This is a genomic window from Allosphingosinicella sp., assembly GCF_036570505.1.
In the GTDB taxonomy this organism is placed as follows: domain Bacteria; phylum Pseudomonadota; class Alphaproteobacteria; order Sphingomonadales; family Sphingomonadaceae; genus Allosphingosinicella.
Genome location: NZ_DATCYB010000031.1, coordinates 39645 through 63061, shown reverse-complemented (window position 1 = coordinate 63061; position 23417 = coordinate 39645). Strand labels below are relative to the sequence as shown.

Below are 23417 nucleotides of genomic sequence, written 5' to 3'. Positions count from 1 at the left end.
TGAAGAACATGCCGAAGACGTTGGTCTGGAACGTGCGACGAAGCTGCTGCTCGGTGATCTCTGTGATGTCCTCGTCGGGATGTTGCTCGCCGGCATTATTGATGAGGATGTCGAGCCCACCGAGCTTCTCCACAGTCTCGGCGACCGCGCGGTCGCAGAAATCCTTGTCGCCGATATCGCCGGCTATGGTAATCGCCTTGCGCCCTTCCTTTTCGACGATGTCCCTGGTTTTCGCAGCATCGTCATGCTCGCACAGATAGAGGATGGCGATGTCGGCGCCCTCACGGGCGAACAGTGCCGCGACGGCCCGGCCGATTCCGCTGTCGGCGCCGGTGATGAGCGCGACCTTGTCCTTGAGCCGGCCCGAGCCCGGATAGCGCGGCTCCCAGTCCGGCTTCGGCTCCAGCTCGCTTTCGTGGCCCGGGAGCTGGTCCTCGTGGATCATGTCGATGGTGTCGCCGTCGGCCATGGCGCTGCTCCTTTGCGAACGGGCACTCGCGTGACAAACTGGCGCGCCCGGCGCCGGTTCCTCGCCACGACGACGGAGTAACGCCTGTCCTTCGTCTAAGGGCTTTCGGCCTTTGTCGAAAAATGGCTCGTGCGGCGGTGGACATTCGCCGTTCTGCGTGCTTTGCAGCACTAACACAGCGGAAGGCAGGTGGGGCAGGATATGCGGTTTCTTGCGACATGGCTGATCACGAGCACCGCGCTTGTCGCGGCGCCGGCGCTCGCCCAAGAGGAAGGCGGCGATGCGCCGCCTCGCGTTTCTACCCTGCCCGCCACGACCCAAGCCGCCCGCAGCTATACGCCCCTGGATTTCACCCGCTTCTCGCCCCGGACGGCGCTCGACATGCTGCGCCAGGTGCCGGGCTTCACCATCGAAGAGCAGGATCAAGAGCGTCGCGGCCTCGGCCAGGCGACGGCGAACGTACTGATCAACGGCCAGCGCTTCTCCGGCAAGTCGAACGACGTCGTGACGGAGCTCGGCCGTATCTCGGCGGCGAACGTCACCCGCATCGACATCGTCGACGGCGCCACGCTCGACGTGCCCGGCCTTTCCGGACAGGTGGCGAACATCATCACCGCGTCGACGGGCGTCAGCGGGTCCTTCGCCTGGCGTCCGCAGATACGCGCGCGGCGGACGGAGGCGCGCCTCACCAATGGCGAGGTGTCGGTGAGCGGCAAGGCGGCCGGGTTCGATTATACGCTGAGCCTCGCCAACGACAGCTTCCGTAACGGCAATGCCGGGCAGGAGATCGTCTTCACTCCCGACCGCACGATCATCGACCGGCGCGATGAGGTGCTCTACGTCTATGGTGAGCGACCCCGGATCAGCGGCAGCCTCAAGCGCGAAACGGCGGGCGGCTCGATCCTCAACCTCAACGGCGCCGTGGGCATCTTCCACCAGGACATCGACGAAAAGTCGCTCCGCAGCGGCGCCGGCCAGCCCGACCGGGACCGCCGTCTTCACGAACAGGAGCGCGAGTGGAATTACGAGCTCGGCGGCGATTATGAGTTCGGTCTCGGCGACGGCCGCCTGAAGCTCATCGGCCTTCGCCGCTTCGAGCACAGTCCTTTCGAGCAGGAGCTGGTGATCGACTTCGCCGACGGGCGTCCGCGCCAGGGGGACCGGTTCGATCAGGTCGCCGACGAGGCCGAGACGATCGGGCGCGGCGAATATCGCTGGAATGCGGGCGGGGCCGATTGGCAGGTCTCCGGCGAGGGCGCGCTCAACATTCTCGACATCGAGAACAAGCTCTTCACCCTCAACCCCGCCGGCGACTGGGTTCCGGTCGCTTTTCCCAACTCCGTCGCCACGGTGAAGGAGAAGCGGGCCGAGGCTGCGCTCAGCTATGGCCGGCCGCTGAGCCCCAGCCTCACGCTCCAGACATCGGCCGGTGCCGAATATTCAATATTGAGCCAGTCGGGCGAAGCGGGCCTTACCCGCAAGTTCGTCCGCCCCAAGGGCTTCGTCTCGCTCGCCTGGAAGGCCTCGCCGCTGCTCGACCTCAGCGTCAAGCTGGAGCGTGAAGTCGGGCAGCTCGACTTCTTCGACTTCGTCGCCTCGGCCAATGTCAGCGGCGGCACGACCGATGCCGGAAACGTCAACCTGGTGCCCCAGCAAAGCTGGAACCTGGAGCTGGAGGCGACGCGCAATCTCGGCGCCTGGGGCACGGCGACGGCGCGGCTTTACGGCAGCCGGATCACCGACATCGTCGACATCGTTCCGATCGGCGAGGCGGGCCAGGCGCCCGGCAATCTCGACAGCGCCACCCTCTACGGCGTCCATTGGACGAGCACCTTCAACTTCGACCCGATCGGCTGGAAGGGCGCCAAGATCGACCTCGACCTGCAGTTCGAGAAGACGCGGCTGAAGGACCCGCTCACCGGCCTCTTCCGCGAGATCAACGAGAACGCGTTTCGCCAGGTAGCGATTAATTTCCGCCACGACGTGCCGCAGACGGATTGGGCCTATGGCTGGGGCATCGACCATTTCGCGCAGACACCCGGCTTCCGGCTCGACCAGAAATTCCAGTTCTTCAATACGCCCGGCGAAGTCGAGGTTTTCGTCGAGCACAAGAATGTGATGGGCCTGACGGTGCGGGGCAGCGTCGACAACATCCTCGGCACCAACGAGGCGTTCGACCGCAGCTTCTACAACGGCCGGCGCACCAACGGATTGCTGTTCACGGAAAGCCGCGACCGCTTCTACGGTCCGGTCTTCACCGTCGCGATCAGCGGCAATATCTAGATTCGGGCGGAGCCCTTCCGAAGGGTCGCGCGGCGGAACTGCGGGTCGCGTTCCGGCGCGGGCAGTTCCACTTCGTGCGGCAGGATTTTGTAGGAGATCGAGCGGTCACCCGGCTGGCACTGGGCGACGACCACCGGATAGGCGAGGTCGCTGTGGCGGCTGACCGCATCCGGCGTGGCCTCGGTGCAGGCGTCGATGCTCTGATACATTTGCTCGGTCACGCCCACGGGCTCGCAGGCGGTATCCGCCTCGCCGCAGCCGAGTATCGCCATCACGTAAAATGCCGGGCCCATCATCGCCTCCGCTCCTTCGCCTAACCAACCGTTGGAGGACATTGCGGTTCCTGATGTTTCGCCTGCATAACTTGGTCGGCGCGAACGGCATGCCTATTTAGACGAAGATGCCGCCCGAAACGACGAACCCACCCCACAGCCCGCAAGCGGGATGGGCCGCGATCCGCCGATTCCTTCCCTATCTGTGGCCGGCGGGCGAGACCGCGCTCAAGACCCGTGTCGTGGTCGCGCTGCTGTTCGTGCTGCTCGCCAAGAGCGCGACGTTCGCGACGGCCTACGCCTATAAGGGCGCGATCGATCGAATGTCGGACAGCGTCGATCCGGCGGTCATGCTCGCCGCGGCGCTGGTCGTCGCCTATGCCGGCGCGCGCTTCGCCGGCGTCTTCTTCGACAATGTCCGCAACACCATCTTCGAGCGGGTCGGGCAGGACGCGGCGCGGCGGCTGGCGGAAAACGTATTCCGACACATCCACGACCTGTCGCTGCGCTTCCACTTGGAGCGGCGCACCGGATCGCTGACCAAGATCGTCGAGCGCGGCACCAAGAGCATCGATTCCATGCTCTATTTCCTGCTGTTCAACATTGCGCCGACCTTGGTCGAGGTCCTGGTCGTCTGCATCATCTTCCAGATCGAGTTCGGCCCGGGGCTCGTCGTCGCCACGCTTTTGATGGTCGTTGTCTACATCGCCTTCACTCGTATCGTCACCGACTGGCGGACCAAGCTTCGCCGCGAGATGAACGAGATCGACAACCAGGCCATCGCCCGCGCCGTCGATTCCCTGCTCAACTACGAGACCGTCAAATATTTCACCGCCGAGGACCGCGAAGCCCAGCGCTACGGCAAGGCGATGCAGACCTATGCCGACAGCGCGGTCAAGAATGAGAGCTCGCTCGCCTGGCTCAATATCGGCCAGTCGCTGATCACCAATCTGATGATGGCCGGCGCGATGGGCTACACGGTCTGGGGCTGGTCGACCGGCCGCTTCACCACCGGCGACGTGGTGCTGGTCAACACACTGCTCGCCCAGCTCTTCCGCCCGCTCGACATGCTCGGCTGGGTCTATCGCAACATCCGCCAGGGCCTCATCGACATGGAGCAGATGTTCGGCATCATCGACACCCCCGCCGAGGTGGTAGACCGCGAGGGCGCGCCCAACCTGCATGTCGCCGCCGGCCATGTCCGCTTCGAGAACATCGAGTTCGGCTACGACCCCGACCGGCCGATCCTCAAGGGCATCGACCTCGACGTCCGGCCCGGCACGATGCTCGCCGTCGTCGGCCCCTCGGGCGCGGGCAAGTCGACCTTGTCGCGGCTCCTCTTCCGCTTCTATGAGGCGACTGGCGGCCGTATCACCATAGACGGCCAGGACATCACGCAGGTGTCGCAGGCTAGCCTGCGCGCCGCGATCGGCATCGTTCCGCAGGACAGCGTGCTGTTCAACGACACGGTCGGCTACAATATCGGCTACGGCCGGGAGGGCGCCACACAGGTGGAGATCGAGGAAGCCGCGAGGGGCGCCGCCATCCACGACTTCATCCTGGACCTGCCCGATGGCTATGATTCAAAGGTCGGCGAGCGGGGCCTGAAGCTTTCGGGCGGCGAGAAGCAGCGCGTCGCCATCGCCCGCACGCTCCTCAAGGACCCGCCGATCCTGATCCTCGACGAGGCGACCAGCGCCCTCGACAGCCGCACCGAAGCCGCGATCCAGGAGACGCTCCGAAACATCGAGCACGGCCGCACCAGCATCGTCATCGCCCACCGCCTCTCGACCGTCGTCGACGCCGACCAGATCGTCGTCCTCGACGGCGGCCGCATCGTCGAACGCGGCACGCACCGCCAGCTCCTCGTCAAGCGCGGCCTCTACACCGAGATGTGGCTGAGGCAGCAGAGCGAGCAAGAGGAAGAAGCCGAGGCGGCGGAGTAGGAACTCGCCAGACTCGTTCGTCCGAGCGAAGTCGAGGTGCGTATGCGATGAGTCCGTGCCAGCGCCCCTCGACTTCGCTCGGGAGGAACGGTTAGGGTTGTCGCGTGACTGCCCCCATTTCCATCCTACGCGGCACCTTCGGCTTCACCGACTTCCGCGGTGTCCAGGCCGACGTCATCGAGCGCGTCATGGCGGGGCAGCATACGCTCGCCGTCATGCCGACGGGGGCGGGTAAGTCGCTTTGCTATCAGGTGCCGGCGCTGGCGCGGGAAGGGACCGCGCTCGTCATTTCACCGCTGATCGCGCTGATGCACGACCAGATCCGCGCCGCCGACGGCTTCGGCATCAAGGCGGCCGCGCTGACGTCTGCGGATGACAATCGGCAGGAGACCATTTCCCGCCTCCGTGCGGGCGATCTTGATCTCATCTATGTCGCGCCGGAGCGCGCATCGGGCGAGGGCTTCCGCAACCTCCTAAGTCGAATTCCACTCTCCCTCATCGCGATCGACGAGGCCCATTGCGTCTCGGAATGGGGCCATGATTTCCGGCCAGACTATCGGCTGCTGCGGCCATTGCTCGACAGCTTCCAGGACGTCCCCCGCCTCGCCCTCACCGCGACGGCCGATCGGCAGACGCGCGAGGACATCCTCATCCAGCTCGGCATCCCGGCCGACGGCCTGATCGTCGCCGGATTCGACCGGCCCAATATCCGCTACCACGTTAGGCCGCGCGACGGCGTCGCGAAGCAGTTGAAGACTTTGCTCGGCGAGCAGCATGGGCCGGGCATCATCTACACGACCAGCCGTGACAAGACCGAGAAGTTGGCCGAGCAACTCGGCGCTGCCGGGCGCAAGGTGCTTCCCTACCATGCCGGTCTCGATCCCCGCATTCGGGCGCGCAACCAGGCCGCCTTCGTCGGTTCGGAGGATATGGTGATCGTCGCCACCATCGCCTTCGGCATGGGCATCGACAAGCCGGACGTACGCTTCGTCGCCCATGCTGGCATCCCCAAGTCGATCGAGGCTTATTATCAGGAAACGGGCCGCGCCGGACGTGACGGCGACCCGGCAGAAGCGCATCTCTTCTGGGGCGCGGAGGATTTTTCGCGCGCCCGCCGACGTATCGAGCTCGAGGTGCCCGACAATCGGAAGCAGGGCGAAAGGGACCGGCTGAACGCGCTTTCCGCCGTCGTCGAAACGGCGGGCTGCCGCCGGGCGCTTCTCCTCAGCCATTTCGGCGAAGAGCCGCCGGCGCGTTGCGGCAATTGCGACAATTGCCTCTCACCGCCCGAGACCGTCGACGCGACCGAGGCGGCGCGCAAATTGCTCTCCGCCGCCTTCCGCACCGAAATGCGCTTCGGTATCACCCATCTCGTCGACGTGCTGGCCGGCAAGGAGACGGACAAGGTTCACGGCTTCGGCCACCATCGCCTGTCGGTGTTCGGCATCGCCGACGAGGCGGAGCTGGCGTTGATGAAGCCGGTGGCGCGGGCCCTGCTCGCCCGTGATGCACTGAGAGCCGACGAATATGGCGGTCTCTCCTTCGGTCCGGCGGCCCGTCCGATTCTGAAGGGCGAGGAGCCGATGGAACTCGTCCTCCCACCCAAGCGCCAGCGCCGCCGGGGCGAACGCGTTCCCAATCCTGAAGGCGATCCGCTGTTCGAGGCCTTGCGCGCCTGCCGGCGCGATCTGGCGAAGGAAGCGGGCGTACCGCCCTATGTCGTTTTCCACGACAGCACGCTTCGCGAGATGGCGGAGCTGAAGCCCACGACCCTGGGCACGCTCGCCAACCTCTCCGGCGTCGGCGCCGCCAAGCTGGAGCGCTACGGACAGGCTTTCGTGGATGTCGTTGCGGCGCACGAGGGATAGCCATGCTGATGCGCACTCTCGACGAACGCACGCTGGTCGGCGGCCAAGTCCAGCCCTCCGACGTGGCGGAATTGAAAGCCGCGGGGGTGGCGATGATCGTCAACAATCGGCCGGACGACGAGGAGCCCGGCCAGCCCTCCAGCGCCGAGGTTGAGGAGGCTGCGCGCGCGGCTGGCCTCGACTATCGCCATATCCCGGTGGGAAGCTCCGGCCTGTCGGCCAACCAGGTTCAGGCGATGGGCGAGGTTCTCGATGACTCGGACGGCAAGGTGCTCGCCTTCTGCCGTTCGGGCACGCGTTCCACCTATCTCTGGGCGCTGGCTCGCGCCCGGAAGGGCGACGATGCGGGCGCGATCGTGAGGAAAGCCGCCGAGGCCGGCTACGACCTCACACCCATTCGTCCCTATCTCGGCTGAGCAGCCGCCGCGCCTCATCCTCGTCGGCCTCGTCCACCATCAGGCGAACCGGGATCGCCGCGCCCACCCAGGACATGCCGACGTCGAAGAGGACGCTGTCAATGCCTTCGGCCGCGAGGCGCGAGCGCGCCAAGTCGGCCTCGAGGTCATTATGGAAACGGGCGGCTTCGACCAGCGCCATTACCAGGGCACAACGTCGCCGGCCGCGGTCTCGTCTGGGCGCGGGGTCCGGCCGAGCGTGGCGTTGCGGTGGGGAAAGCGGCCGAAGCGTTCGATGACGTCGTGGTGGAGCTTCGCATAGCGGAGCTGCTCGGTATCGCCCAGATCGGTGAACAGGGCGACCGAGCGCTGCTGATCGTCCAGATCCTCGCTATGCTGGAAGGGCATGTAGAGAAACCCGCGTTCGGGCTGGCCCATCCCCTCGTCATAGTCCCGCTCGATGGCCGCCTTGGCAATCGCCAGCGCCAGATGGTCGGTCGCGAAGCTGTCGGCGTGATCGCGAAACATGTTGCGCGGGAACTGGTCGAACAGGATCACCGCCGCCAGCGCTTCCCGCGGGGAGCCGAGGAAGCTTTGAGCCGGCTGGGTGCGCTGCTCCCGCCAAAGGTCCTCGAACCGCTCGCGGATGAGCGTGTCGAGGCCGTCGTCCCGCCACCATTGTACCGGCGTCAGCCCGAACCAGAAATCGAGGACCTCGTCAGTCCAGTTTTCCACGATCACGTTACTGCGCCTCCTTCGTCCAGCCGGGCTCCATAGCCCTCAAGATATTTCATGCCCGTGTCGCACATGACGGTGACCACCGTCGCATCCGGTCCGAGCCGCTCGGCGAGGCGCAGGGCGCCGACGACATTGGCGCCGGTGGACGTGCCCGCGAACAGCCCCTCCTCTCGCGCCAGTCGGAACGCCATTGCAACGGCTTCGTCAGTGGAGACGCGCTCGATCCGGTCGGCGATGTCGTCCCGCCACAGCGGCACGACGAAACCCGCGCCCACGCCGTCGATCTTGTGGGCGCCCGTCTCACCGCCCGAAAGGACGGGGGACTCGGCCGGCTCGACGGCGACGATATCGATGGCTCCGTGGTGGCGGCGCAACGCGGCGGCGATGCCCCGCAACGAGGCGGCGGTGCCCACGCTCTGGACGAAGCCGTCGATGCGCCCGCCCGTTTGGGTCCAGAGCTCCTCGCCCATCTGATGATAGGCGGAGAGCTGATCCTCATTGTTGAGCTGGTCGGTCCAATAGGCGCCGGTGTCCTGGGCGATGCTGCGCGCCGCCTCGATCATGTCTCGCGTCAGCTTGCCGGTCATCCCTCCGCCTTCGCTGGGAACGATCGTGAGCCTCGCGCCCAGCAGCCGCATATGGTCGAGCTTTTCGCGCGCGAAGGCGTCGGAGGTGACGACATGCAGCGGATGTCCTTTCACCGCGCAGACCAGCGCCAGCGACACACCCGTGCTGCCGCCCGTATATTCGACGACCGATCCGTCCGGTCCGAGCCGCCCGTCGTCTTCCGCCGCTTCGATCATGGCGAGCGCCTGGCGGTCCTTCATGCTGCCGGTGGGGTTCTCGCTTTCGAGCTTGAGCAGGATGCGTGCGCCGTTCGCCGGAACGACGTGGCGCAAGGGCAGTAATGATGTGTCGCCGATGCGATCCAGGATGGTCGCGGGCGCCTCGCTCACGCCGCGGTGCCGCCGACGGTGATTCCGTCGATCAGCAGGGTCGGCTGTCCGACGCCGGCGGGAACGGACTGACCGCCCTTGCCGCAGATGCCGATGCCTTCGTCGAGCGCCATGTCGTTGCCGATCGCCTTGACGCGGGTGAGCACAGAGGGACCGTCGCCGATCAGGGTCGCACCCTTGATGGGGGCGCCGAGCTTGCCGTTCTCGATCTTGTAGGCTTCGGTGCAGGAGAAGACGAACTTCCCGTTGGTAATATCGACCTGGCCGCCGCCGAAGCTCTTGGCGTAGATGCCGTTCTTCGCGCGCTGAAGGATTTCGCCCGGATCGTCCTGGCCGCCGAGCATGAAGGTGTTGGTCATGCGGGGCATAGGCGCATGGGCGAAGCTCTCGCGGCGGCCGTTGCCGGTCGGAGCCACGCCCATCAGACGGGCGTTCAGTCGATCATGGATATAGCCTTTGAGGATGCCATCTTCGATGAGCGTGTTGCACTGGGTCGGCGTGCCCTCGTCGTCGATCGTCAGCGAGCCGCGGCGGCAGCCGATCGAGCCGTCATCGACCACGGTCACGCCCGGCGCCGCGACGCGCTCGCCGATGCGGCCGGAAAAGGCCGAGGTGCCCTTGCGGTTGAAATCGCCTTCGAGGCCGTGACCGATCGCTTCGTGGAGCAGCACGCCGGGCCAGCCGGGGCCGAGCACCACCGTCATCTCGCCGGCTGGCGCCGCGACGGATTCGAGGTTCACCAATGCCTGGGCGAGTGCGACGTCGATCGCGCGGTTCCAGGTCCCCGGCTCGAACAGATTGTCGTAGAGGTTGCGCCCGCCGAGGCCATGGAAACCGGTCTCGCGCCGCCCATTCTGCTCGACCACGATCTGGACGTTGAGACGCACCAGCGGTCGAACGTCATGGGCGACGAAACCATCGGCGCGGACGATGTCGATCACGCTCCATGACCCAGAGAGCGACACCGACACTTGTACCACACGCGGGTCCCGGGCACGGGCGGCGGCGTCGACCTGCTGGCAAAGCGCGACCTTCTTCGCGAACGGGACGAGGCTCAGGGGATCGGCGTCGGTGTAGAGATTGACGTTCGTGCGGCGTGGCGGCGGAGCCTTGGCGCCCTTGGCCGGATCGAGCATAGCCATCGTCTCGGCGGCGCGGCGGATGGCGGCCTCCGACAGGTCGTTGGCGTGGGCGAAGGCGGTGGTCTCGCCGGAGACGCCGCGTAGGCCGAAACCGGCATGGGTGTTGAAGTCGGCCGTCTTCAGCCGGCCATCGTCGAAGCCGAAAGCTTCCGACGCCGTATATTGGAGATAAAGCTCGCCATCGTCGCAGCGCTTGAGCGCCTCGGCGGTGAGCCGCTGGGCGGCCTCGGGCGACAGATCATTGCGGTAAAGGAAGCGGCGGGGGTCGGCGAGACTGTTCATGTCCGCCGATATAGGGGCGTTACGCCTTCGTTGCACCCCGGTCGGCGGGGCCGCCTTTCAGGATGAAGCGTTTGTCGCAATAGCCGCAGTCGACGAAGCCCTTCTCGTCGATCTGCAGCCAGACGCGCGGGTGGCCAAGCGCGGGCGAAATGTCGGTCGCTCCGTCGCAGGCGACGCGGGGGGTGGGAACGTAGCTGATCTCGGGCGTGAAAGGGTCGTCTGTCATGCCACGCCCTTAGCAATGGCGGGCACGGCCGACAATCCGTTCGCTCAGCGCTCGTGCATCCGGCCCGCCAGCTCTCGCGCGGCGATGCGGGCCATGGTCGCGCGTTGCTGGGCGGCCGTCGACACGCTCCTGGTCGAATAGAGCGCCTTCAGATAGGCCAGGTCCCGGGCGGTGAGCGATTGCGCCGGAGCGCGGCCTGCGCGTCTGTCGTCGAAGAGGCCGAGAATGGATCGGCCCTCCGCCGCGACTGCGGTGCCGGGACGAGTCATGGCGAGGGTTCGCATCGCCCAGTAATCGGCCAGCTGGGGGACTGTCAGCCCCTTGGCCGACTCGAGGTCGATAACGACGAAGGCGAGCGTCAAAGCAGGCCGCATCGATTTCTTGAGACGGGAGAATTGATGGCTCGGCGTCAGATGGGCATCCATGAACTCGCCGCGCGTATCGACGAAATGCTCCGCGCGGCGGCCATCCGACTCGCGTCTCTCGAGGAGATGCCAGGCCTGGCCGGGCGTCGACGCCGCCGTCAGCCGCGCGATGTCCCTTCGTTCGGCGTCACGGAACAACCCGGGCCGCTTCCTGTGGAGCGTTCGGATGAAATCGACTGGGTCCGCAGCGACGATGACGACCAGGTTGGGACGACAATCCGGCCGTCCGACTTCGATGCCGACCTCCTCCGCCACCGCGTGCAGCCGTGATTCCACCGCCGACTTCTCGCCCCCGGGAAGCCCGAAGGCGGCCGGGCATATGCTGCCTTCAAAGCGGGCGATCTGATTGTCGTGGTCGACGCTGATCGCCCCGACGAACTCGGCCGCGGCTGCTTCGGACTCGCGCAGACCCGTCACGACAATTTCGTTATCCGGGGCGTCGCCCGCCACGGCCGCCTCCGCGACCGATGCGATAAGCGATGCCGCGAGCAGTGCGCCAAGTCTGAACAGCCGTTTCGCCATCCGATACCTCCCGGGCGATGATAGACCGCGACCCCGGGTGGACGCAGGGCCGCCGTCGAAAGCTCATGGCGGTTGATCGAAAAGGCGCTCGTCGGGCCGATCGGCGGCGCGCTTCCCCGCCGCCCGGAAGGCCGCTATGCGGTGCGGCATGGCCGAGACCTTCCCCGCGATCAGCATCCACGACCTTCAGAAAACCTATGCCGGCGGCAAGCGCGCGCTGGACGGGGTCAGCCTCGACGTTCCGCGCGGACAGATTTTCGGCCTGCTCGGCCCGAACGGCGCCGGCAAGTCGACCCTGATCAACATCCTCGCCGGCCTCGTTAACAAGAGCGGCGGCACCGCCTCGATCTGGGGCTTCGACATCGACCAGCATCCGCGCAACGCCAAGGTCTCGATCGGCATCGTCCCGCAGGAGATCCTGTTCGATCCCTTCTTCACGCCGGCCGAGACGCTCGACCAGCAGGCGGGTCTCTACGGCGTGCCAAAGGCGCGACGGCGGACGATGGAGCTGCTCCGCGCCGTCCATCTTGAGGACAAGGCGGGCGCTTACTCGCGTACGCTTTCCGGCGGCATGAAGAGGCGACTGCTTGTCGCCAAGGCGATGGTCCATTCGCCGCCGATCCTGGTGCTGGACGAGCCTACTGCCGGCGTCGATATCGAGCTTCGCCAGCAGCTCTGGAACTATGTCAGGAGCCTCAATGCCCAGGGCGTTACCATCGTGCTCACCACCCATTATCTGGAGGAGGCCGAGGAGCTGTGCGATCGCATCGCCATCATCAATAATGGCCGCGTCATCGCCAACGAGCCGACTCGCGCGCTGGTCGGGATGGCGCAGGAGAAGGCGGTGGAAGTGACGGTCGACCGCGATCTCGACCATGTCCCCGAGGCGTCCTGCTTCGACAAGATCGAGATCATCGCCGATCGGACCCTCGCCATCACCTACAGGAAGGACCGGGTGAATGCCGGCGAGGTGCTCGCCGCCCTCCAGCGCGACGGACTCGGCATCGTCGACGTATCCACTCGCGAGGCTGACCTGGAGGATGTGTTCCTGAACCTCACCCGGGCCGCCAACGCGCATGGCTAACCATGCCTATGACGTGGTCGTCATCGGGTCCGGCGCGGCGGGGCTCAGCGCGGCGCTGAATCTCGCCCAGCACCTGCAAGTCGCCGTCCTCGCCAAGGGCGCTCTTTCGGAAGGCTCAACCGCCCGCGCGCAGGGCGGGATTGCCGCCGTGCTGGAGGCGGGCGACACGTTCGAACGCCATATCGAGGATACGATGATCGCCGGCGCCGGGCTCAACGACCGACGCACCGTCGAATTCGTCGTCGAGAACGCTCCGGCCGCGATCGAGCGGCTCGCGGAGCTGAACGTGCCCTTTAATCCCGGCGAGTCCGAGCGCTGGCATCTGACGCGGGAAGGCGGGCACAGCCACCGCCGCATCGTTCACGTCGCCGACGCCACCGGATGGGCGGTCCAGCAGGCGCTGGAGAAGGCGGCCGCCCAGCATCCCAACATCACGCTCGTCCCCGACATGGCCGCCATCGACCTTGTCACCGGCCGTCACGCCGCCAACGGCAAGTGCGAGGATTGCGTCTGGGGCGTCTATGCGGTCAACCGGCGGAGCGGGCGGGTCGAGCTGTTCACCGGCCGCGCCACGATCCTCGCCACCGGTGGCGCCAGCCGCGCGTGGGTTTATTCGACTAACCCGCGCGGCAGCACCGGCGACGGCATCGCCATGGCGTGGCGGGCGGGATGCCGGGTGTCGAACATGGAATTCAACCAGTTCCACCCGACCTGCCTGTACCATCATGACGTCAAGAACTTCCTGATCACCGAGGCGATGCGCGGCGAAGGGGCGCTTCTGAAGATACCCGGCACGGGCCCCGATTCAGGCCGGCGCTTCATGCCGGAGTTCGACCGGCGCGAGGAACTCGCGCCGCGCGACATCGTCGCCCGGGCCATCGACCACGAGCTGAAGCGGCTGGGCCTCGATTATGTCCACCTAGACATCAGCCATCGCGATCCGACCTTTATCCTCGACCATTTCCCGACCATCGCCGAACGGCTGGCGCGGCCGGACATCGGCATCGACATCACGCAGGAGCCGATCCCCGTCGTGCCGGCCGCCCATTACACCTGCGGCGGCGTGATGGTGGACCTCGACGGCCGGACCGATCTCCACGGCCTCTATGCCGCCGGCGAGGTCACCCAATCCGGCCTCCACGGCGCCAACCGCATGGCCTCCAACTCCCTGCTCGAATGCCTGGTCTTCGGCCTCGCCGCCGCCCGGCACATCAACGCCAGCTGGAATGATCTGCCCCCGCCGCCGCCCATCCGCCCCTGGGACGAAAGCCGCGTCACCGACTCCGACGAGGAAGTGGTCGTCCACCATAACTGGCGCGAGATACGCCGTTTCATGTGGGACTATGTGGGCATCGTCCGCACCACCAAGCGCCTCGAACGCGCCCTCCACCGCGTCGACCTGCTACGGCAGGAGACCGAGGATTATTACGGCAATTTCCGCGTCACGCCGGACCTCATCGAGCTCCGCAACCTTGTCGAGGTTTCCGGCCTCATCGTCCGCTCGGCGCTGGCGCGCAAGGAAAGCCGCGGCCTCCACTACACGCTCGATTATCCCGGCATGCTGCCCGAGGCATTGGACACGGTGCTGACGCCGGAAAGCTGATCCTCACTCGGCGAGCAAGGCTTTCATCTCCGCTTTGAAGCGCTCTGGATTGTCGGACATGATGAAGTGGGCGCTGTCGGGAATACGCACGAGCTTCACGCCCGCAAGCGGCGCATAAGAGGCCTGATATATGGCGTCGATCCGCGCGTCCGTCAGCGGCACACCTTCCGGCGTCACATAAAGGACAGTGACCGGAACCCTGATCGATGAAAGCTCGGGCCGGAGGTCGATGACGATCAACTCGTGGAAGGCATTGGCAACGGTCCGGCGGTCGCTGGCCGTGGCGTCGGCGAGGACTAGCGCGCGTTGCTCTTCGTTGCGCACCATCGCGGTAGTCATCGCTTCCAGCCGCTTCTGGAACTCTTCGGGTGTCGCCTCGACCATTCCCGCGCGAAGCCTGTCGGCGGTGGGCCGGACGCTCTCGGGCGTCGTGCCGGGAGGGCCGTAGACGATGCCCATGAAGGGAAGCTGGTCGACCACCATCACCTTCGAGACGGCATCGGGATGACGAGCGGCGATCATCAGCGCCATGGTGCCGCCCATCGAATGGCCGATGAAGGCGGGCCGTTCCAGGCCCGTCGCCTTGATGTAGCGCGCGATCTCGCCGGCGACCGGCGCCGAGACATCGCCTTGCGCATTGGCTTCAGGTTTTGTGCCGGCAAAGCCCTTCACTTGGACATAGTGGAAGCGATAGCCGGGCATGTCGGCCACGCTCCGCCAGGCGCTGGGGGAGGAGGTCATGCCGGGGATGAGCATCACGTCGGGCCCGGAGCCCTTGGCGACGACGATGATGCGGTCGGACTGGAAGTTTTCCGCCTCGGTCAGGCCGGGCGTCGCGATCAACAACCCGGCGAACGCCGCCAGCGCATGAAGAAACTGCCTTCTGAACATGTCGGCTCCCCACCACTTTATAGCCCCAGCCATAGCCGCAGTTCGTGACGGGGGCGAGACCGTTCAGCTCTCCTGAAGGAACGCTTTCACCGCGGCGCGGAAACGCTGGGGGTGGTCGTACATGATCATGTGGCCGCTGTTGGCGATCGGGATCAACTCGGCCGTGCGCGCGGGGCGATAGGCTTGCGTGTAATCGTGGACGACCTGGGCCGGATTGATTCCACCCCCCGGCGGCGGCGTCGCATAGACCACGGTCATCGGCGCCGCGATCCTCGGCAGCTCCGCGGTGAGGTCGATCAGGGCGAGTTCGTGCATGGCTCTCGCGACCACGTCGCTGTCGCTTCGCGCTGCATCGTCGCTGGCGCCGAAGCCGCCAACCAGCGATTCGAGCAGTTGGCGCCCGCCCGGCGAGGACGTCAGCACGCCGGCGAGTGCGTCGGCGAGCGGGCGGATGGCTTCGGCGCTCGATCCCAGCAGGCCCGCGGGCGCCGGCAGCATGTCGACCACCATCACGCGACCGACCGCGGCGGGATGGCGCGCGGCGATCATCATCGCCAGCGTGCCGCCCATCGAATGGCCTATGAGGGCGGGCGTCCGGAGGTTCGCCTCGTCGATATAGCGGGCGATCTCGGCGGCTACCGGCGCGACCACCTTGCCCGAAGCATTGCCCCCGGCCGGCGTGCCGGCGAACCCCGCGACCTGTACGAGGTGGTAGCGATAGCCCGGCATCGCCGCCACCGTGCCCTGCCACATGTCGCGTGAGGCAGTGAGGCCGGGGATGAGGACGACGTCCGGGCCGCTCCCTTGGACAACGACCGAAATCCGGCTCGAGGCGAATCGCGTCGGCGCCGCGAAGGCCGGCGGGACGAGCGCGGCCACGCTCGCCGCGGCGGCGGTGAAGAGGAAATCCCTGCGTTTCATGAGGGCCTACATTCCACGCCTGGCTTGAACGTCAGATTACAATTTACCGTCATTCCCACGAAAGCGGGAATCCATTCCGAGCTATTTCCAGATGAGTGCGTCGTTTGGACTCCCGCTTTCGCGGGAGTGACGGAAGTGGTTTGTCGCGGACAATGGATCGGCTAGACCACCCTCCCATGTCCTCCCCGCATCTCTATCTGGTCGACGGCTCCAGCTACATTTTCCGCGCCTTCCACCGGCTGCCGCCGCTCACCAACCGGCATGGCCTCAATGTCGGCGCGGTCTACGGCTATACGACGATGCTCTGGAAGCTCGCCGACAGCCTCAACAAGTCGGACGGCCCCACGCATCTGGCCGTGATCCTCGACAAGTCGGAGAGCACGCACCGCAACCTGATGTACGACCAGTACAAGGCGCACCGGCCGCCGCCGCCGCCCGAGCTGGTGCCGCAATTCCCGCTGATCCGCGACGCCACCCGTGCCTTCTCCATCCCTTGCATCGAGGAGGAAGGGTTGGAGGCGGACGACATCATCGCCTGCTATGTGATGGCGGCGAAGGCGGCGGGATGGAAAACCACCATCGTTAGCAGCGACAAGGATCTGATGCAGCTTGTCGAGGACGGCAGCGTCGACATGCTCGACACGATGAACGACCGCCGCATCGGCCGCGACTATGTGATCGAGAAATTCGGGGTGCCGCCCGAGCAGCTGGGCGAGGTGCTGGCGCTGATGGGCGACAGCGTCGACAATGTGCCCGGCGTGCCGGGCGTGGGCCCGAAGACCGCCTCGCAGCTCATCCAGCAATATGGCTCGGTCGAGAACGTCATCGCCAACGTCGAGGAGATCACTAAGCCCAAACTCAAGTCGAATCTCATCGAGCATGCCGACATGGCGAGGCTCAGTCGTGAGCTGGTGCGGCTGATCTGCGACGCGCCGCTGCCGGAGCCGCTCGAGGATCTTTCGATAAAGGGCATCCCGGACGGGCCGTTGCGCGAGTTCCTCGAATTTCACGGCTTCAAGTCGCTGCTCGCGCGGCTCAACAGCGGCGGGAGCGCCTCGGCGGCTACGCAAGAGGCCGCCGCGCGCCGGGCGGTGCCTGCGCAACCCCAGGTGCGGCCGGAGCCGAAGATCGACCGTTCGGCCTATGAGACCGTCACCGACGAAACGGCGCTGGATCGCTGGATCGCCGAGGCCTACGAGAAGGGCCTCGTCGCCTTCGACACCGAGACGGACGGCCGTGACTGCGTCACCGCCAACCTCGTCGGCATCAGCCTGGCGACCGATTGCGGCCGCGCCTGCTACATCCCGCTGGAGCATGGCGGGCACGACCTGCTTTCGGATCGCCCGCCGCAGATCGACTCCGCTCTCGCCCTCGCCAAGCTGAAGCCGCTGCTCGAGGATCAAGCGGTCCTCAAGATCGGCCACAATCTCAAATTCGACTGGGTGGTTTTCAACCGGCGCGGCATCCACATCGCGCCTTATGACGACACGCTGGTAATGAGCTTCAACCTCGACGCGGGCGGACTCAACAGCCATGCGCTGGACGATCTCGCCAAGAAGCATCTCGACCATCAGTGCCTCACCTACAAGGAGCTGTGCGGCACGGGCCGGAAGCAGATCACCTTCAACCAGGTCCCGCTCGACCGCGCCACCGAATATGCCGGTGAGGACGCCGACGTGACCTTGAGGCTCTGGACGCGGTTCAAGACCCGTCTGCCGGCCGAGCGTGTCACCCGAGTCTATCAACTGGTCGACCGGCCGATGGTCGCCGTGATCGGACGCATGGAGCGTGACGGCGTCAAAGTCGATCGCGAGGTGTTGAAAGGCCTCTCCGCCGAATTCAACGCGCAGATCGCCGATCTGGAGGAGAAGATTTGCGGCGAGGCAGGCTGCAAGTTCACCATCGGCTCGCCCCAGCAGTTGGGCGACATCCTATTCAACAAGATGGGTCTGGAGGGCGGGCGCAAGGGCAAGTCCGGCACCTGGTCGACCGACGTCACCGAGCTCGAGCGGCTGGCGCGCGGCGGCGTGCCGATCGCCCAGCTAGTGCTCGACTGGCGGCAGCTGACCAAGCTCAAATCCACCTATACCGACGCGCTTCAGGAGCAGATCAACCCCGACACCGGCCGGGTCCACACCAGCTACAGCCTGTCGGGCGCGCAGACCGGACGGCTCGCCTCGACCGATCCCAACCTGATGAATATTCCGATCCGCACCGAGATCGGCCGGCGCATCCGCGACGCCTTCATCGCCGAGCCCGGCCATGCCGTCGTCTCGGCCGACTACAGCCAGATCGAGCTCAGGCTCGCCGCCCATATCTGCGACGTGCCGCAGCTCAAGCAGGCTTTTGCCGAAGGGGCGGACATTCATAACATGACGGCGCAGGAGCTGTTCGGGGAGGTGAACCGCGACACCCGCGCGAGTGCCAAGACGATCAATTTCGCCATCCTCTACGGCATCTCGCGCTGGGGCCTCGCCGGCCGGCTCGGCGTCACCGCCGACGAAGCCCAGGCGATCATCGATCGCTATTTCGATCGCTTCCCCGGCATCCGCGCCTATATCGGCGAGACCTTGACCAAGGCCCGGGAGACCGGGTTCACGACGACCCTATTCGGTCGCAAGACTCATTTCCCGCGCATCAAGGCCAATATCCAGCATGAGCGGCAGGGCGCCGAGCGTGCCGCGATCAACGCCCCGATCCAGGGCACCGCCGCCGACATCATCAAGCGGGCGATGGCGCGCATGGCGCCGGCGCTGGAAGCGGAGGGACTAAGGTCCACACGCATGCTGCTCCAGGTCCATGACGAGCTGGTCTTCGAAGTGCCCGAAGCCGACGCGGCGCGGGCGAGCGAAGTGATCCGCCGAGTGATGGAGGGTGCCGCCGAGCCGACCGTGAATCTCTCCGTGCCGCTTGGAGTCGAGATCGGCACCGGCCCCAATTGGGGCGAGGCGCATTGAGCCAGCCGGCTCCGGGCAATGAAGATATCGCGGCGCTCGCGAAGGGCGGCCGCACCAATTTTTTCGGCTTTCTGCTCAGACTCGCCGCTCGCATACCGTTCCTGATCGTCGCCGGCCGCTATTACGGCCCGGAGGCGCTGGGTCGTTTCGCCTATGCGGTGCTGATCGTCGAATTCGCGGCGCAGATCGCGACACTGGGGTTGAAGCGCGGCCTCGCCCAGCAGCTCTCCTTGACCGAAAAGCCGCATGTGAATGTGGTGTGGGATGCGATGCTCGCCGCCTTCCTGGCTTCGGCGGTGGGAACCGCCCTGCTTGCCCTCTTCCCCCAAGCGATGTTTCCGAACAGCCAGGTGCGCGGGGTCGAATGGCTGCTGCCGCTGATCGTTTTCGCGGTCGCCGGGTCGGACGTGGCGCTGGCGGCACTCGCCTATCGCCACAACATCCGCGCGACCGTGACCGCGAGGGCGATCATCGAACCCTGGACGATCAGCATCGCCGCGACCGTTCTCTACTTCACCCTGTCCAGCCGCGACGGCCTCATCATCGCCTATGTGATTTCGATGCTGGCGGCGCTGGCCGCCTCGCTCTGGCCGCTGTTCAGGGCCTACGGCATGCCGCAAGGCTGGCGGCCCGAACCCGGAACCTTATGGATGCTGGCGCGGCGCAACACGCCGCTGGCCGCTGCCGATGCGATCGAATGGGGCTCGCGCCGGATCGACATCGCCATCCTCGGCCTTTTCTTCTCGCCGGCTGTCGTCGGCGTCTATTATGTCGCCCAGCAGGTCGCCTCCTTGCCGCAGAAATTGAAGACTAGCTTCGATCCGATCCTCGGGCCCGTGATCACCCAGAAGCTGGCCGAAGGCGACAAGGCCGCCGTGGCCAAGCAGGTGCGCCAGGTCGGCTTCTGGATAATCGCCGCGCAGGCGGGCGTGGCGCTGGCGCTCGGCATTCCGGGCGAGGCGGTGATGGGGCTGGTCGGCGAGGAGTTCATCAGCGGCACGGGCGTCCTGGGTTTCCTGCTGGCCGCAGAGGTCGTGGCCGCGACGGCGGCGGTGTCCGAAGCCGCGCTCGTCTATATCGCCCGCCACCGCAATCTGATGATTTCGACCCTGATGATCGTCATCCAGATCGCCCTGTCGATTGCGCTCATCCTGGCGATGCGGACGCTCAATTGGCCGACGACCTTCCAGGCGGCTGGGCCGGCCATCGCGCTGTCCCTGGCGCTCGGACTCGCGTCGGTCCTGAAGGCAAGGCTGCTTGGGCGGCTTCTCGGCGCACCCGTCTCCGGATGGCGCTGGCCCCTCGTCTGGGCCGCGGCGGGCGCGACGGTCGTTGGCTCCGCCTTCACCTTCCTGCCGCGCAGCTACGAATGGGCGGAGCTGATCTTCGGCATCCCCTTCATCCTCGGCGTCTTCGGCATCATCCTGTGGACGCGCGGCTTCACCCATGAGGACCGCGTCCTGTTCCGGATGAAGGCGGGCGAGGAGCCTAGTCTGCCGATCCCAGGGCCGTTACCGCGGGACCGTTGAGCACCTCCCCGTCCGGCGCGAATTGGGAGCCATGACACGGGCAGTCCCAGCATTTCTCGAAGCTGTTCCAGTGCACCAGGCAGCCGAGATGCGTGCAGACGGCGGAACGGCGGACGATGGTGCCGTCCTCACTTTTGCAGGCGGCGATCTTTCTCATCCCTTCGCGCACGACGGCTCCCTCGCCGGGCGCGAGGTCGTCCGCCGATTTGACGTCGCCGGGCCGCAGATATTCGCTGAAATTCCTCACCGCCCCCGCTTGGCCTTTCACGAATTCGGTCGCGGCCGGTATTGACGCCGCCTTGCGGCCCGGATCGAACAAGGGCGCATAACGGCTGTCCTCGCCGATGATCAGCGGCAGGATGGTGAGGCTGCCGGCGACGCCATTGGTAATCCCCATCCCGGAATCGCCCGTGTGGACGTAGATGTTGGAGCTGCCGTGATTGCGACCGCTAAACGGCATGAAGTCGATCGGCTCCATCACCTGTCCCGACCAGCGATATTGGGTCGAGCCGAAGTCCGGATAACGCTCGCGTGTCCATTGTTCGAGGCGGCCGAAGCGCTCGCCCATGTCGTTCAATTCGCCCGAACGATGATCCTCGCCGCCCACGATCAGCAAATCTTCAGTATCGTCCAAAGGTTGCAGGCGCACATAATGATAGGCCTCATGGGTGTCCCAGACGAGCGCGTCCGGCACCGATCCCTTCGCCACCCGTCCGGCAATGGCATAGGTGCGGCTCGGCACCTGCTTGGAATGGATCGCGACTCTGTCGTTCACCGGCGAATTGGTCGCGAACACGGCCGCGCCCGCGCGAATGACCGGACCGCTTTCCGTCATGATCTCGACACCCTCGCCCGTCTCACGATGGGAGATATAGGCGGTATCGCCATGAAGTCGGCCGCCGCTAGCCTCGATGGCGCGGGCGAGGCCGGCCAGATACCGGGTGGGATGAAAGCGGCCCTGGTCGGGGAAACGGAGCGCGCGGCCGGTGTCGAGACCGGGGATGGGCGCGCAGTCGTCCCATTCGACGTCGATGCCGAGGCTCCGACACGCCCGATATTCCTCTTCCAGATCGGCGCGATGCTTCTCCTCGGCCGGGAAGAGAAAGCCGTCGACGCGCGCGAAATCGGCGTCGATGCCTTCGTCCCGGCAGATCGTCTCGACCCGGTTCACTGCCGCCACTTGGCTGTCATGGAAGAGCCGCGCTTCGTCCTCGCCGCGTACCCGGATCAGTTCCGAATAGAAATCATCGAGTTCGGTGGAGAGATGGGCCGTCGTCCGCGCCGTCATGCCGCGCCCGACCGCGCCGCGGTCGATGACGATCACCGAACGGCCGAAGCGGCTGAGCTCATAGGCGGTGGAAAGGCCGGCAATTCCCGAGCCGATTACGATTACGTCGCAACTGGCGTTCGACGGCAGCGGCGGAGCGTCGATCGCGGGCGCCGTCTCCATCCAATATGAAATGCTTCGCTCGTCGCCGACGTTCATTTGGGTTCCTCAAAGGCTTCGAAAAGCAACCGACTGGTCCCGGCGATGTTCCGCCACAGCAGGCGCACTTGCTTTCAGCCGCTTCACGTGGATGTTCCTGCACTGCTCGCCTATGGCGATGTCTCCGAGCGTCGGCTCGTCGGGCCGGTGCGGCTCGACGCCTATGCGCAGGCGGGCGCGGTGTGCTTGCGCCGAAGAGACCTGTTCGCGGACGGGGTCGGCGCAGCTGACCGCCCCGATCGACTCCAAAAAGAGGCTAAGGGCGGGCGTGGGCCTTTGGGGTGCCGCGAAGCCGGGATTGTCGCGGCTCGACGTCGGGCCCCGGGTGCCGATTGCCCTGCCGTCCAGGGGGCGCCATTCTTCGCCTCGCTGCCGAGGGGCGGTTTCGGGCCGCCGGGAACGCCGCGCCGGCTTCCGGCCCAGCTCTTACCCTCTCTTCGGATTTTTGACCGGGGCGCCGCGCGCGGCCTTCCGCCCCTGTCGTTTAGCGGCTAGCTTCGCGCGCCCATGGATATCTATCTGCCCGTCGCCGGAATGTCCGTAAATATACTGGTGATCATCGGCCTCGGCGGCGTGGTCGGCCTCCTGACCGGCATGATCGGCGTCGGCGGCGGCTTCCTCACCACGCCGATCCTGATCTTTTACGGCATCCCCCCCAGCGTCGCCGTGGCATCGGCAACCACCCAGATCACCGGCACCAGCGTCTCGGGCATGCTTGCGCACCGGCGCCGGAAAGGCGTCGATTACCGGATGGGCGGCGTGCTTATCGCGGGCGGATTCCTGGGCGCGCTTGCGGGCGGCGGATTGTTCCGCCTCCTCCAGGATAGCGGTCAGATCGATACCGTCATCGCGCTGCTCTATGTCGTCATGCTCGGCGGCATCGGCGTCCTGATGGTGAAGGAATCCGCCGCCTCTCTCGGGATTATCAAGTCGCCGGAAAAATCTCGCAAGCCGGCGCGGCGGCACAATCCGATCATCGCGGCGCTGCCGATGCGCTGGCGTTTCTATCGCTCCGGACTTTACATCTCTCCGCTTGCACCGCTCGCTCTCGGCTTCTTCACGGGTGTGCTGACGGTCCTTCTGGGCGTCGGCGGCGGCTTCGTCGCCGTCCCCGCGATGATCTACCTGCTCGGCATGTCGACCAGCGTCGTGGTCGGCACCTCGCTGCTGCAGATCCTGTTCATCACCGCCGCGACGACCTTGATCCATGCCCTGACGACCAAGTCGGTCGATATCGTCCTCGCCATATTGCTGCTTCTGGCGAGTGTCGTCGGCGCCCAGTTCGGCGCGCGCTTCGCGCAGAAGGTGAAGCCGGAAATGCTCCGTATGGCCTTGGCGATCATGGTCCTGGGGGTCGCCTTCCGCATGGCGCTGGGGCTCGGCTGGCGCCCGCCCGAAATCTACACGGTGCAGCTGCTTTGA

General features: G+C 66.0%; 20 protein-coding genes. 9 read left to right on the top strand and 11 right to left on the bottom strand.

Annotation, left to right across the window (positions count from 1 at the left end; genetic code table 11):
• On the bottom strand, positions 1–469 hold a 469-nt coding region (locus VIR62_RS02500), incomplete at its 3' end, for an SDR family NAD(P)-dependent oxidoreductase (protein ID WP_431868419.1).
• Positions 470–670: 201 nt separating this feature from the next.
• On the opposite strand from VIR62_RS02500, the gene VIR62_RS02495 reads away from it, so the two are divergent.
• Positions 671–2752 (top strand): TonB-dependent receptor plug domain-containing protein, encoded by a 2082-nt coding sequence (locus tag VIR62_RS02495; protein WP_431868417.1) that lies wholly within the window; start codon positions 671–673, stop codon positions 2750–2752.
• Here VIR62_RS02495 and VIR62_RS02490 read toward each other — a convergent pair.
• Positions 2749–3048, bottom strand: coding sequence for a hypothetical protein (locus VIR62_RS02490; RefSeq protein ID WP_431868415.1), 300 nt, complete (start codon positions 3046–3048; stop codon positions 2749–2751). The genes VIR62_RS02495 and VIR62_RS02490 overlap by 4 nt on opposite strands.
• Before the next feature lie 104 nt (positions 3049–3152).
• Between VIR62_RS02490 and VIR62_RS02485 the strand changes: the two genes are divergently transcribed.
• The 3 genes from VIR62_RS02485 to VIR62_RS02475 all read left to right on the top strand — a co-directional run bounded on the left by VIR62_RS02485 (position 3153) and on the right by VIR62_RS02475 (position 7254).
• Entirely contained in the window at positions 3153–4970 is a 1818-nt protein-coding gene (locus tag VIR62_RS02485; protein ID WP_431868413.1) for an ABCB family ABC transporter ATP-binding protein/permease, read from the top strand.
• Between the two features lie 104 nt (positions 4971–5074).
• Positions 5075–6838: a DNA helicase RecQ gene (gene recQ / locus VIR62_RS02480; RefSeq protein ID WP_431868411.1), complete on the top strand. Its 1764-nt coding sequence runs from the start codon at positions 5075–5077 to the stop codon at positions 6836–6838.
• A 2-nt stretch (positions 6839–6840) separates the two neighbouring features.
• Positions 6841–7254 carry a TIGR01244 family sulfur transferase gene (locus VIR62_RS02475; protein ID WP_431868409.1) on the top strand — a complete coding sequence of 138 codons (414 nt, stop codon included), beginning with the start codon at positions 6841–6843 and terminating at the stop codon, positions 7252–7254.
• Here VIR62_RS02475 and VIR62_RS02470 read toward each other — a convergent pair.
• From VIR62_RS02470 to VIR62_RS02445, 6 genes are read right to left on the bottom strand one after another with little or no spacing between them, the layout of a single operon-like run.
• The gene (locus VIR62_RS02470) at positions 7226–7435 is read right to left on the bottom strand and encodes a DUF2007 domain-containing protein (RefSeq protein WP_431868407.1); all 210 of its coding nucleotides are present in this window, start codon (positions 7433–7435) and stop codon (positions 7226–7228) included. The two genes, VIR62_RS02475 and VIR62_RS02470, sit on opposite strands and share 29 nt — an antisense overlap.
• Positions 7435–7974: a DUF924 family protein gene (locus VIR62_RS02465; RefSeq protein WP_431868406.1), complete on the bottom strand. Its 540-nt coding sequence runs from the start codon at positions 7972–7974 to the stop codon at positions 7435–7437. Before VIR62_RS02465 ends, VIR62_RS02470 begins: the two co-directional genes overlap by 1 nt.
• On the bottom strand, positions 7971–8927 hold the full coding sequence (locus tag VIR62_RS02460) for a PLP-dependent cysteine synthase family protein (RefSeq protein WP_431868404.1): 957 nt from the start codon (positions 8925–8927) through the stop codon (positions 7971–7973). The genes VIR62_RS02465 and VIR62_RS02460 overlap by 4 nt, the downstream gene beginning before the upstream one ends.
• Positions 8924–10351, bottom strand: coding sequence for a metalloprotease TldD (gene tldD / locus VIR62_RS02455; protein WP_431868403.1), 1428 nt, complete (start codon positions 10349–10351; stop codon positions 8924–8926). The genes VIR62_RS02460 and tldD overlap by 4 nt, the downstream gene beginning before the upstream one ends.
• Before the next feature lie 19 nt (positions 10352–10370).
• The gene (locus VIR62_RS02450) at positions 10371–10577 is read right to left on the bottom strand and encodes a zinc-finger domain-containing protein (protein WP_431868401.1); all 207 of its coding nucleotides are present in this window, start codon (positions 10575–10577) and stop codon (positions 10371–10373) included.
• A 44-nt stretch (positions 10578–10621) separates the two neighbouring features.
• On the bottom strand, positions 10622–11524 hold the full coding sequence (locus tag VIR62_RS02445) for a hypothetical protein (protein ID WP_431868399.1): 903 nt from the start codon (positions 11522–11524) through the stop codon (positions 10622–10624).
• Between the two features lie 148 nt (positions 11525–11672).
• Between VIR62_RS02445 and VIR62_RS02440 the strand changes: the two genes are divergently transcribed.
• Positions 11673–12608 (top strand): ABC transporter ATP-binding protein, encoded by a 936-nt coding sequence (locus VIR62_RS02440; RefSeq protein WP_431868397.1) that lies wholly within the window; start codon positions 11673–11675, stop codon positions 12606–12608.
• Positions 12601–14211, top strand: a complete 1611-nt coding sequence (nadB, locus tag VIR62_RS02435) for an L-aspartate oxidase (protein ID WP_431868396.1) — start codon at positions 12601–12603, stop codon at positions 14209–14211. Before VIR62_RS02440 ends, nadB begins: the two co-directional genes overlap by 8 nt.
• A gap of 3 nt (positions 14212–14214) precedes the next feature.
• Here the strand turns inward: nadB and VIR62_RS02430 are convergent, their stop codons facing one another.
• Positions 14215–15102, bottom strand: a complete 888-nt coding sequence (locus VIR62_RS02430; RefSeq protein ID WP_431868394.1) for an alpha/beta fold hydrolase — start codon at positions 15100–15102, stop codon at positions 14215–14217.
• Positions 15103–15165: 63 nt separating this feature from the next.
• Complete coding sequence (locus VIR62_RS02425) at positions 15166–16023, bottom strand: alpha/beta fold hydrolase (RefSeq protein ID WP_431868392.1); 858 nt, start codon at positions 16021–16023, stop codon at positions 15166–15168.
• A gap of 176 nt (positions 16024–16199) precedes the next feature.
• Here VIR62_RS02425 and polA point away from each other — a divergent pair, with 176 nt between their 5' ends.
• Entirely contained in the window at positions 16200–18980 is a 2781-nt protein-coding gene (gene polA / locus VIR62_RS02420; protein WP_431868390.1) for a DNA polymerase I, read from the top strand.
• The gene (locus tag VIR62_RS02415) at positions 18977–20509 is read left to right on the top strand and encodes a lipopolysaccharide biosynthesis protein (protein WP_431868388.1); all 1533 of its coding nucleotides are present in this window, start codon (positions 18977–18979) and stop codon (positions 20507–20509) included. Before polA ends, VIR62_RS02415 begins: the two co-directional genes overlap by 4 nt.
• Here VIR62_RS02415 and VIR62_RS02410 read toward each other — a convergent pair.
• Positions 20469–21995, bottom strand: coding sequence for an FAD-dependent oxidoreductase (locus VIR62_RS02410; RefSeq protein ID WP_431868387.1), 1527 nt, complete (start codon positions 21993–21995; stop codon positions 20469–20471). The two genes, VIR62_RS02415 and VIR62_RS02410, sit on opposite strands and share 41 nt — an antisense overlap.
• Before the next feature lie 507 nt (positions 21996–22502).
• Here VIR62_RS02410 and VIR62_RS02405 point away from each other — a divergent pair.
• A complete protein-coding gene (locus tag VIR62_RS02405; RefSeq protein ID WP_431868385.1) occupies positions 22503–23417 on the top strand; it encodes a sulfite exporter TauE/SafE family protein in 915 nt (304 codons plus the stop codon).

Coding starts and splice junctions, on each gene's coding strand:
- VIR62_RS02485 (WP_431868413.1), top strand. CDS start 3,153: ATGCCGCCCGAAACGACGAACCCACCCCACAGCCCGCAAGCGGGATGG.
- nadB (WP_431868396.1), top strand. CDS start 12,601: ATGGCTAACCATGCCTATGACGTGGTCGTCATCGGGTCCGGCGCGGCG.
- VIR62_RS02475 (WP_431868409.1), top strand. CDS start 6,841: ATGCTGATGCGCACTCTCGACGAACGCACGCTGGTCGGCGGCCAAGTC.
- VIR62_RS02445 (WP_431868399.1), bottom strand. CDS start 11,524: ATGGCGAAACGGCTGTTCAGACTTGGCGCACTGCTCGCGGCATCGCTT.
- VIR62_RS02470 (WP_431868407.1), bottom strand. CDS start 7,435: ATGGCGCTGGTCGAAGCCGCCCGTTTCCATAATGACCTCGAGGCCGAC.
- VIR62_RS02405 (WP_431868385.1), top strand. CDS start 22,503: ATGGATATCTATCTGCCCGTCGCCGGAATGTCCGTAAATATACTGGTG.
- VIR62_RS02430 (WP_431868394.1), bottom strand. CDS start 15,102: ATGTTCAGAAGGCAGTTTCTTCATGCGCTGGCGGCGTTCGCCGGGTTG.
- VIR62_RS02490 (WP_431868415.1), bottom strand. CDS start 3,048: ATGATGGGCCCGGCATTTTACGTGATGGCGATACTCGGCTGCGGCGAG.
- VIR62_RS02450 (WP_431868401.1), bottom strand. CDS start 10,577: ATGACAGACGACCCTTTCACGCCCGAGATCAGCTACGTTCCCACCCCC.
- polA (WP_431868390.1), top strand. CDS start 16,200: ATGTCCTCCCCGCATCTCTATCTGGTCGACGGCTCCAGCTACATTTTC.
- tldD (WP_431868403.1), bottom strand. CDS start 10,351: ATGAACAGTCTCGCCGACCCCCGCCGCTTCCTTTACCGCAATGATCTG.
- VIR62_RS02425 (WP_431868392.1), bottom strand. CDS start 16,023: ATGAAACGCAGGGATTTCCTCTTCACCGCCGCCGCGGCGAGCGTGGCC.
- VIR62_RS02495 (WP_431868417.1), top strand. CDS start 671: ATGCGGTTTCTTGCGACATGGCTGATCACGAGCACCGCGCTTGTCGCG.
- VIR62_RS02410 (WP_431868387.1), bottom strand. CDS start 21,995: ATGAACGTCGGCGACGAGCGAAGCATTTCATATTGGATGGAGACGGCG.
- VIR62_RS02440 (WP_431868397.1), top strand. CDS start 11,673: ATGGCCGAGACCTTCCCCGCGATCAGCATCCACGACCTTCAGAAAACC.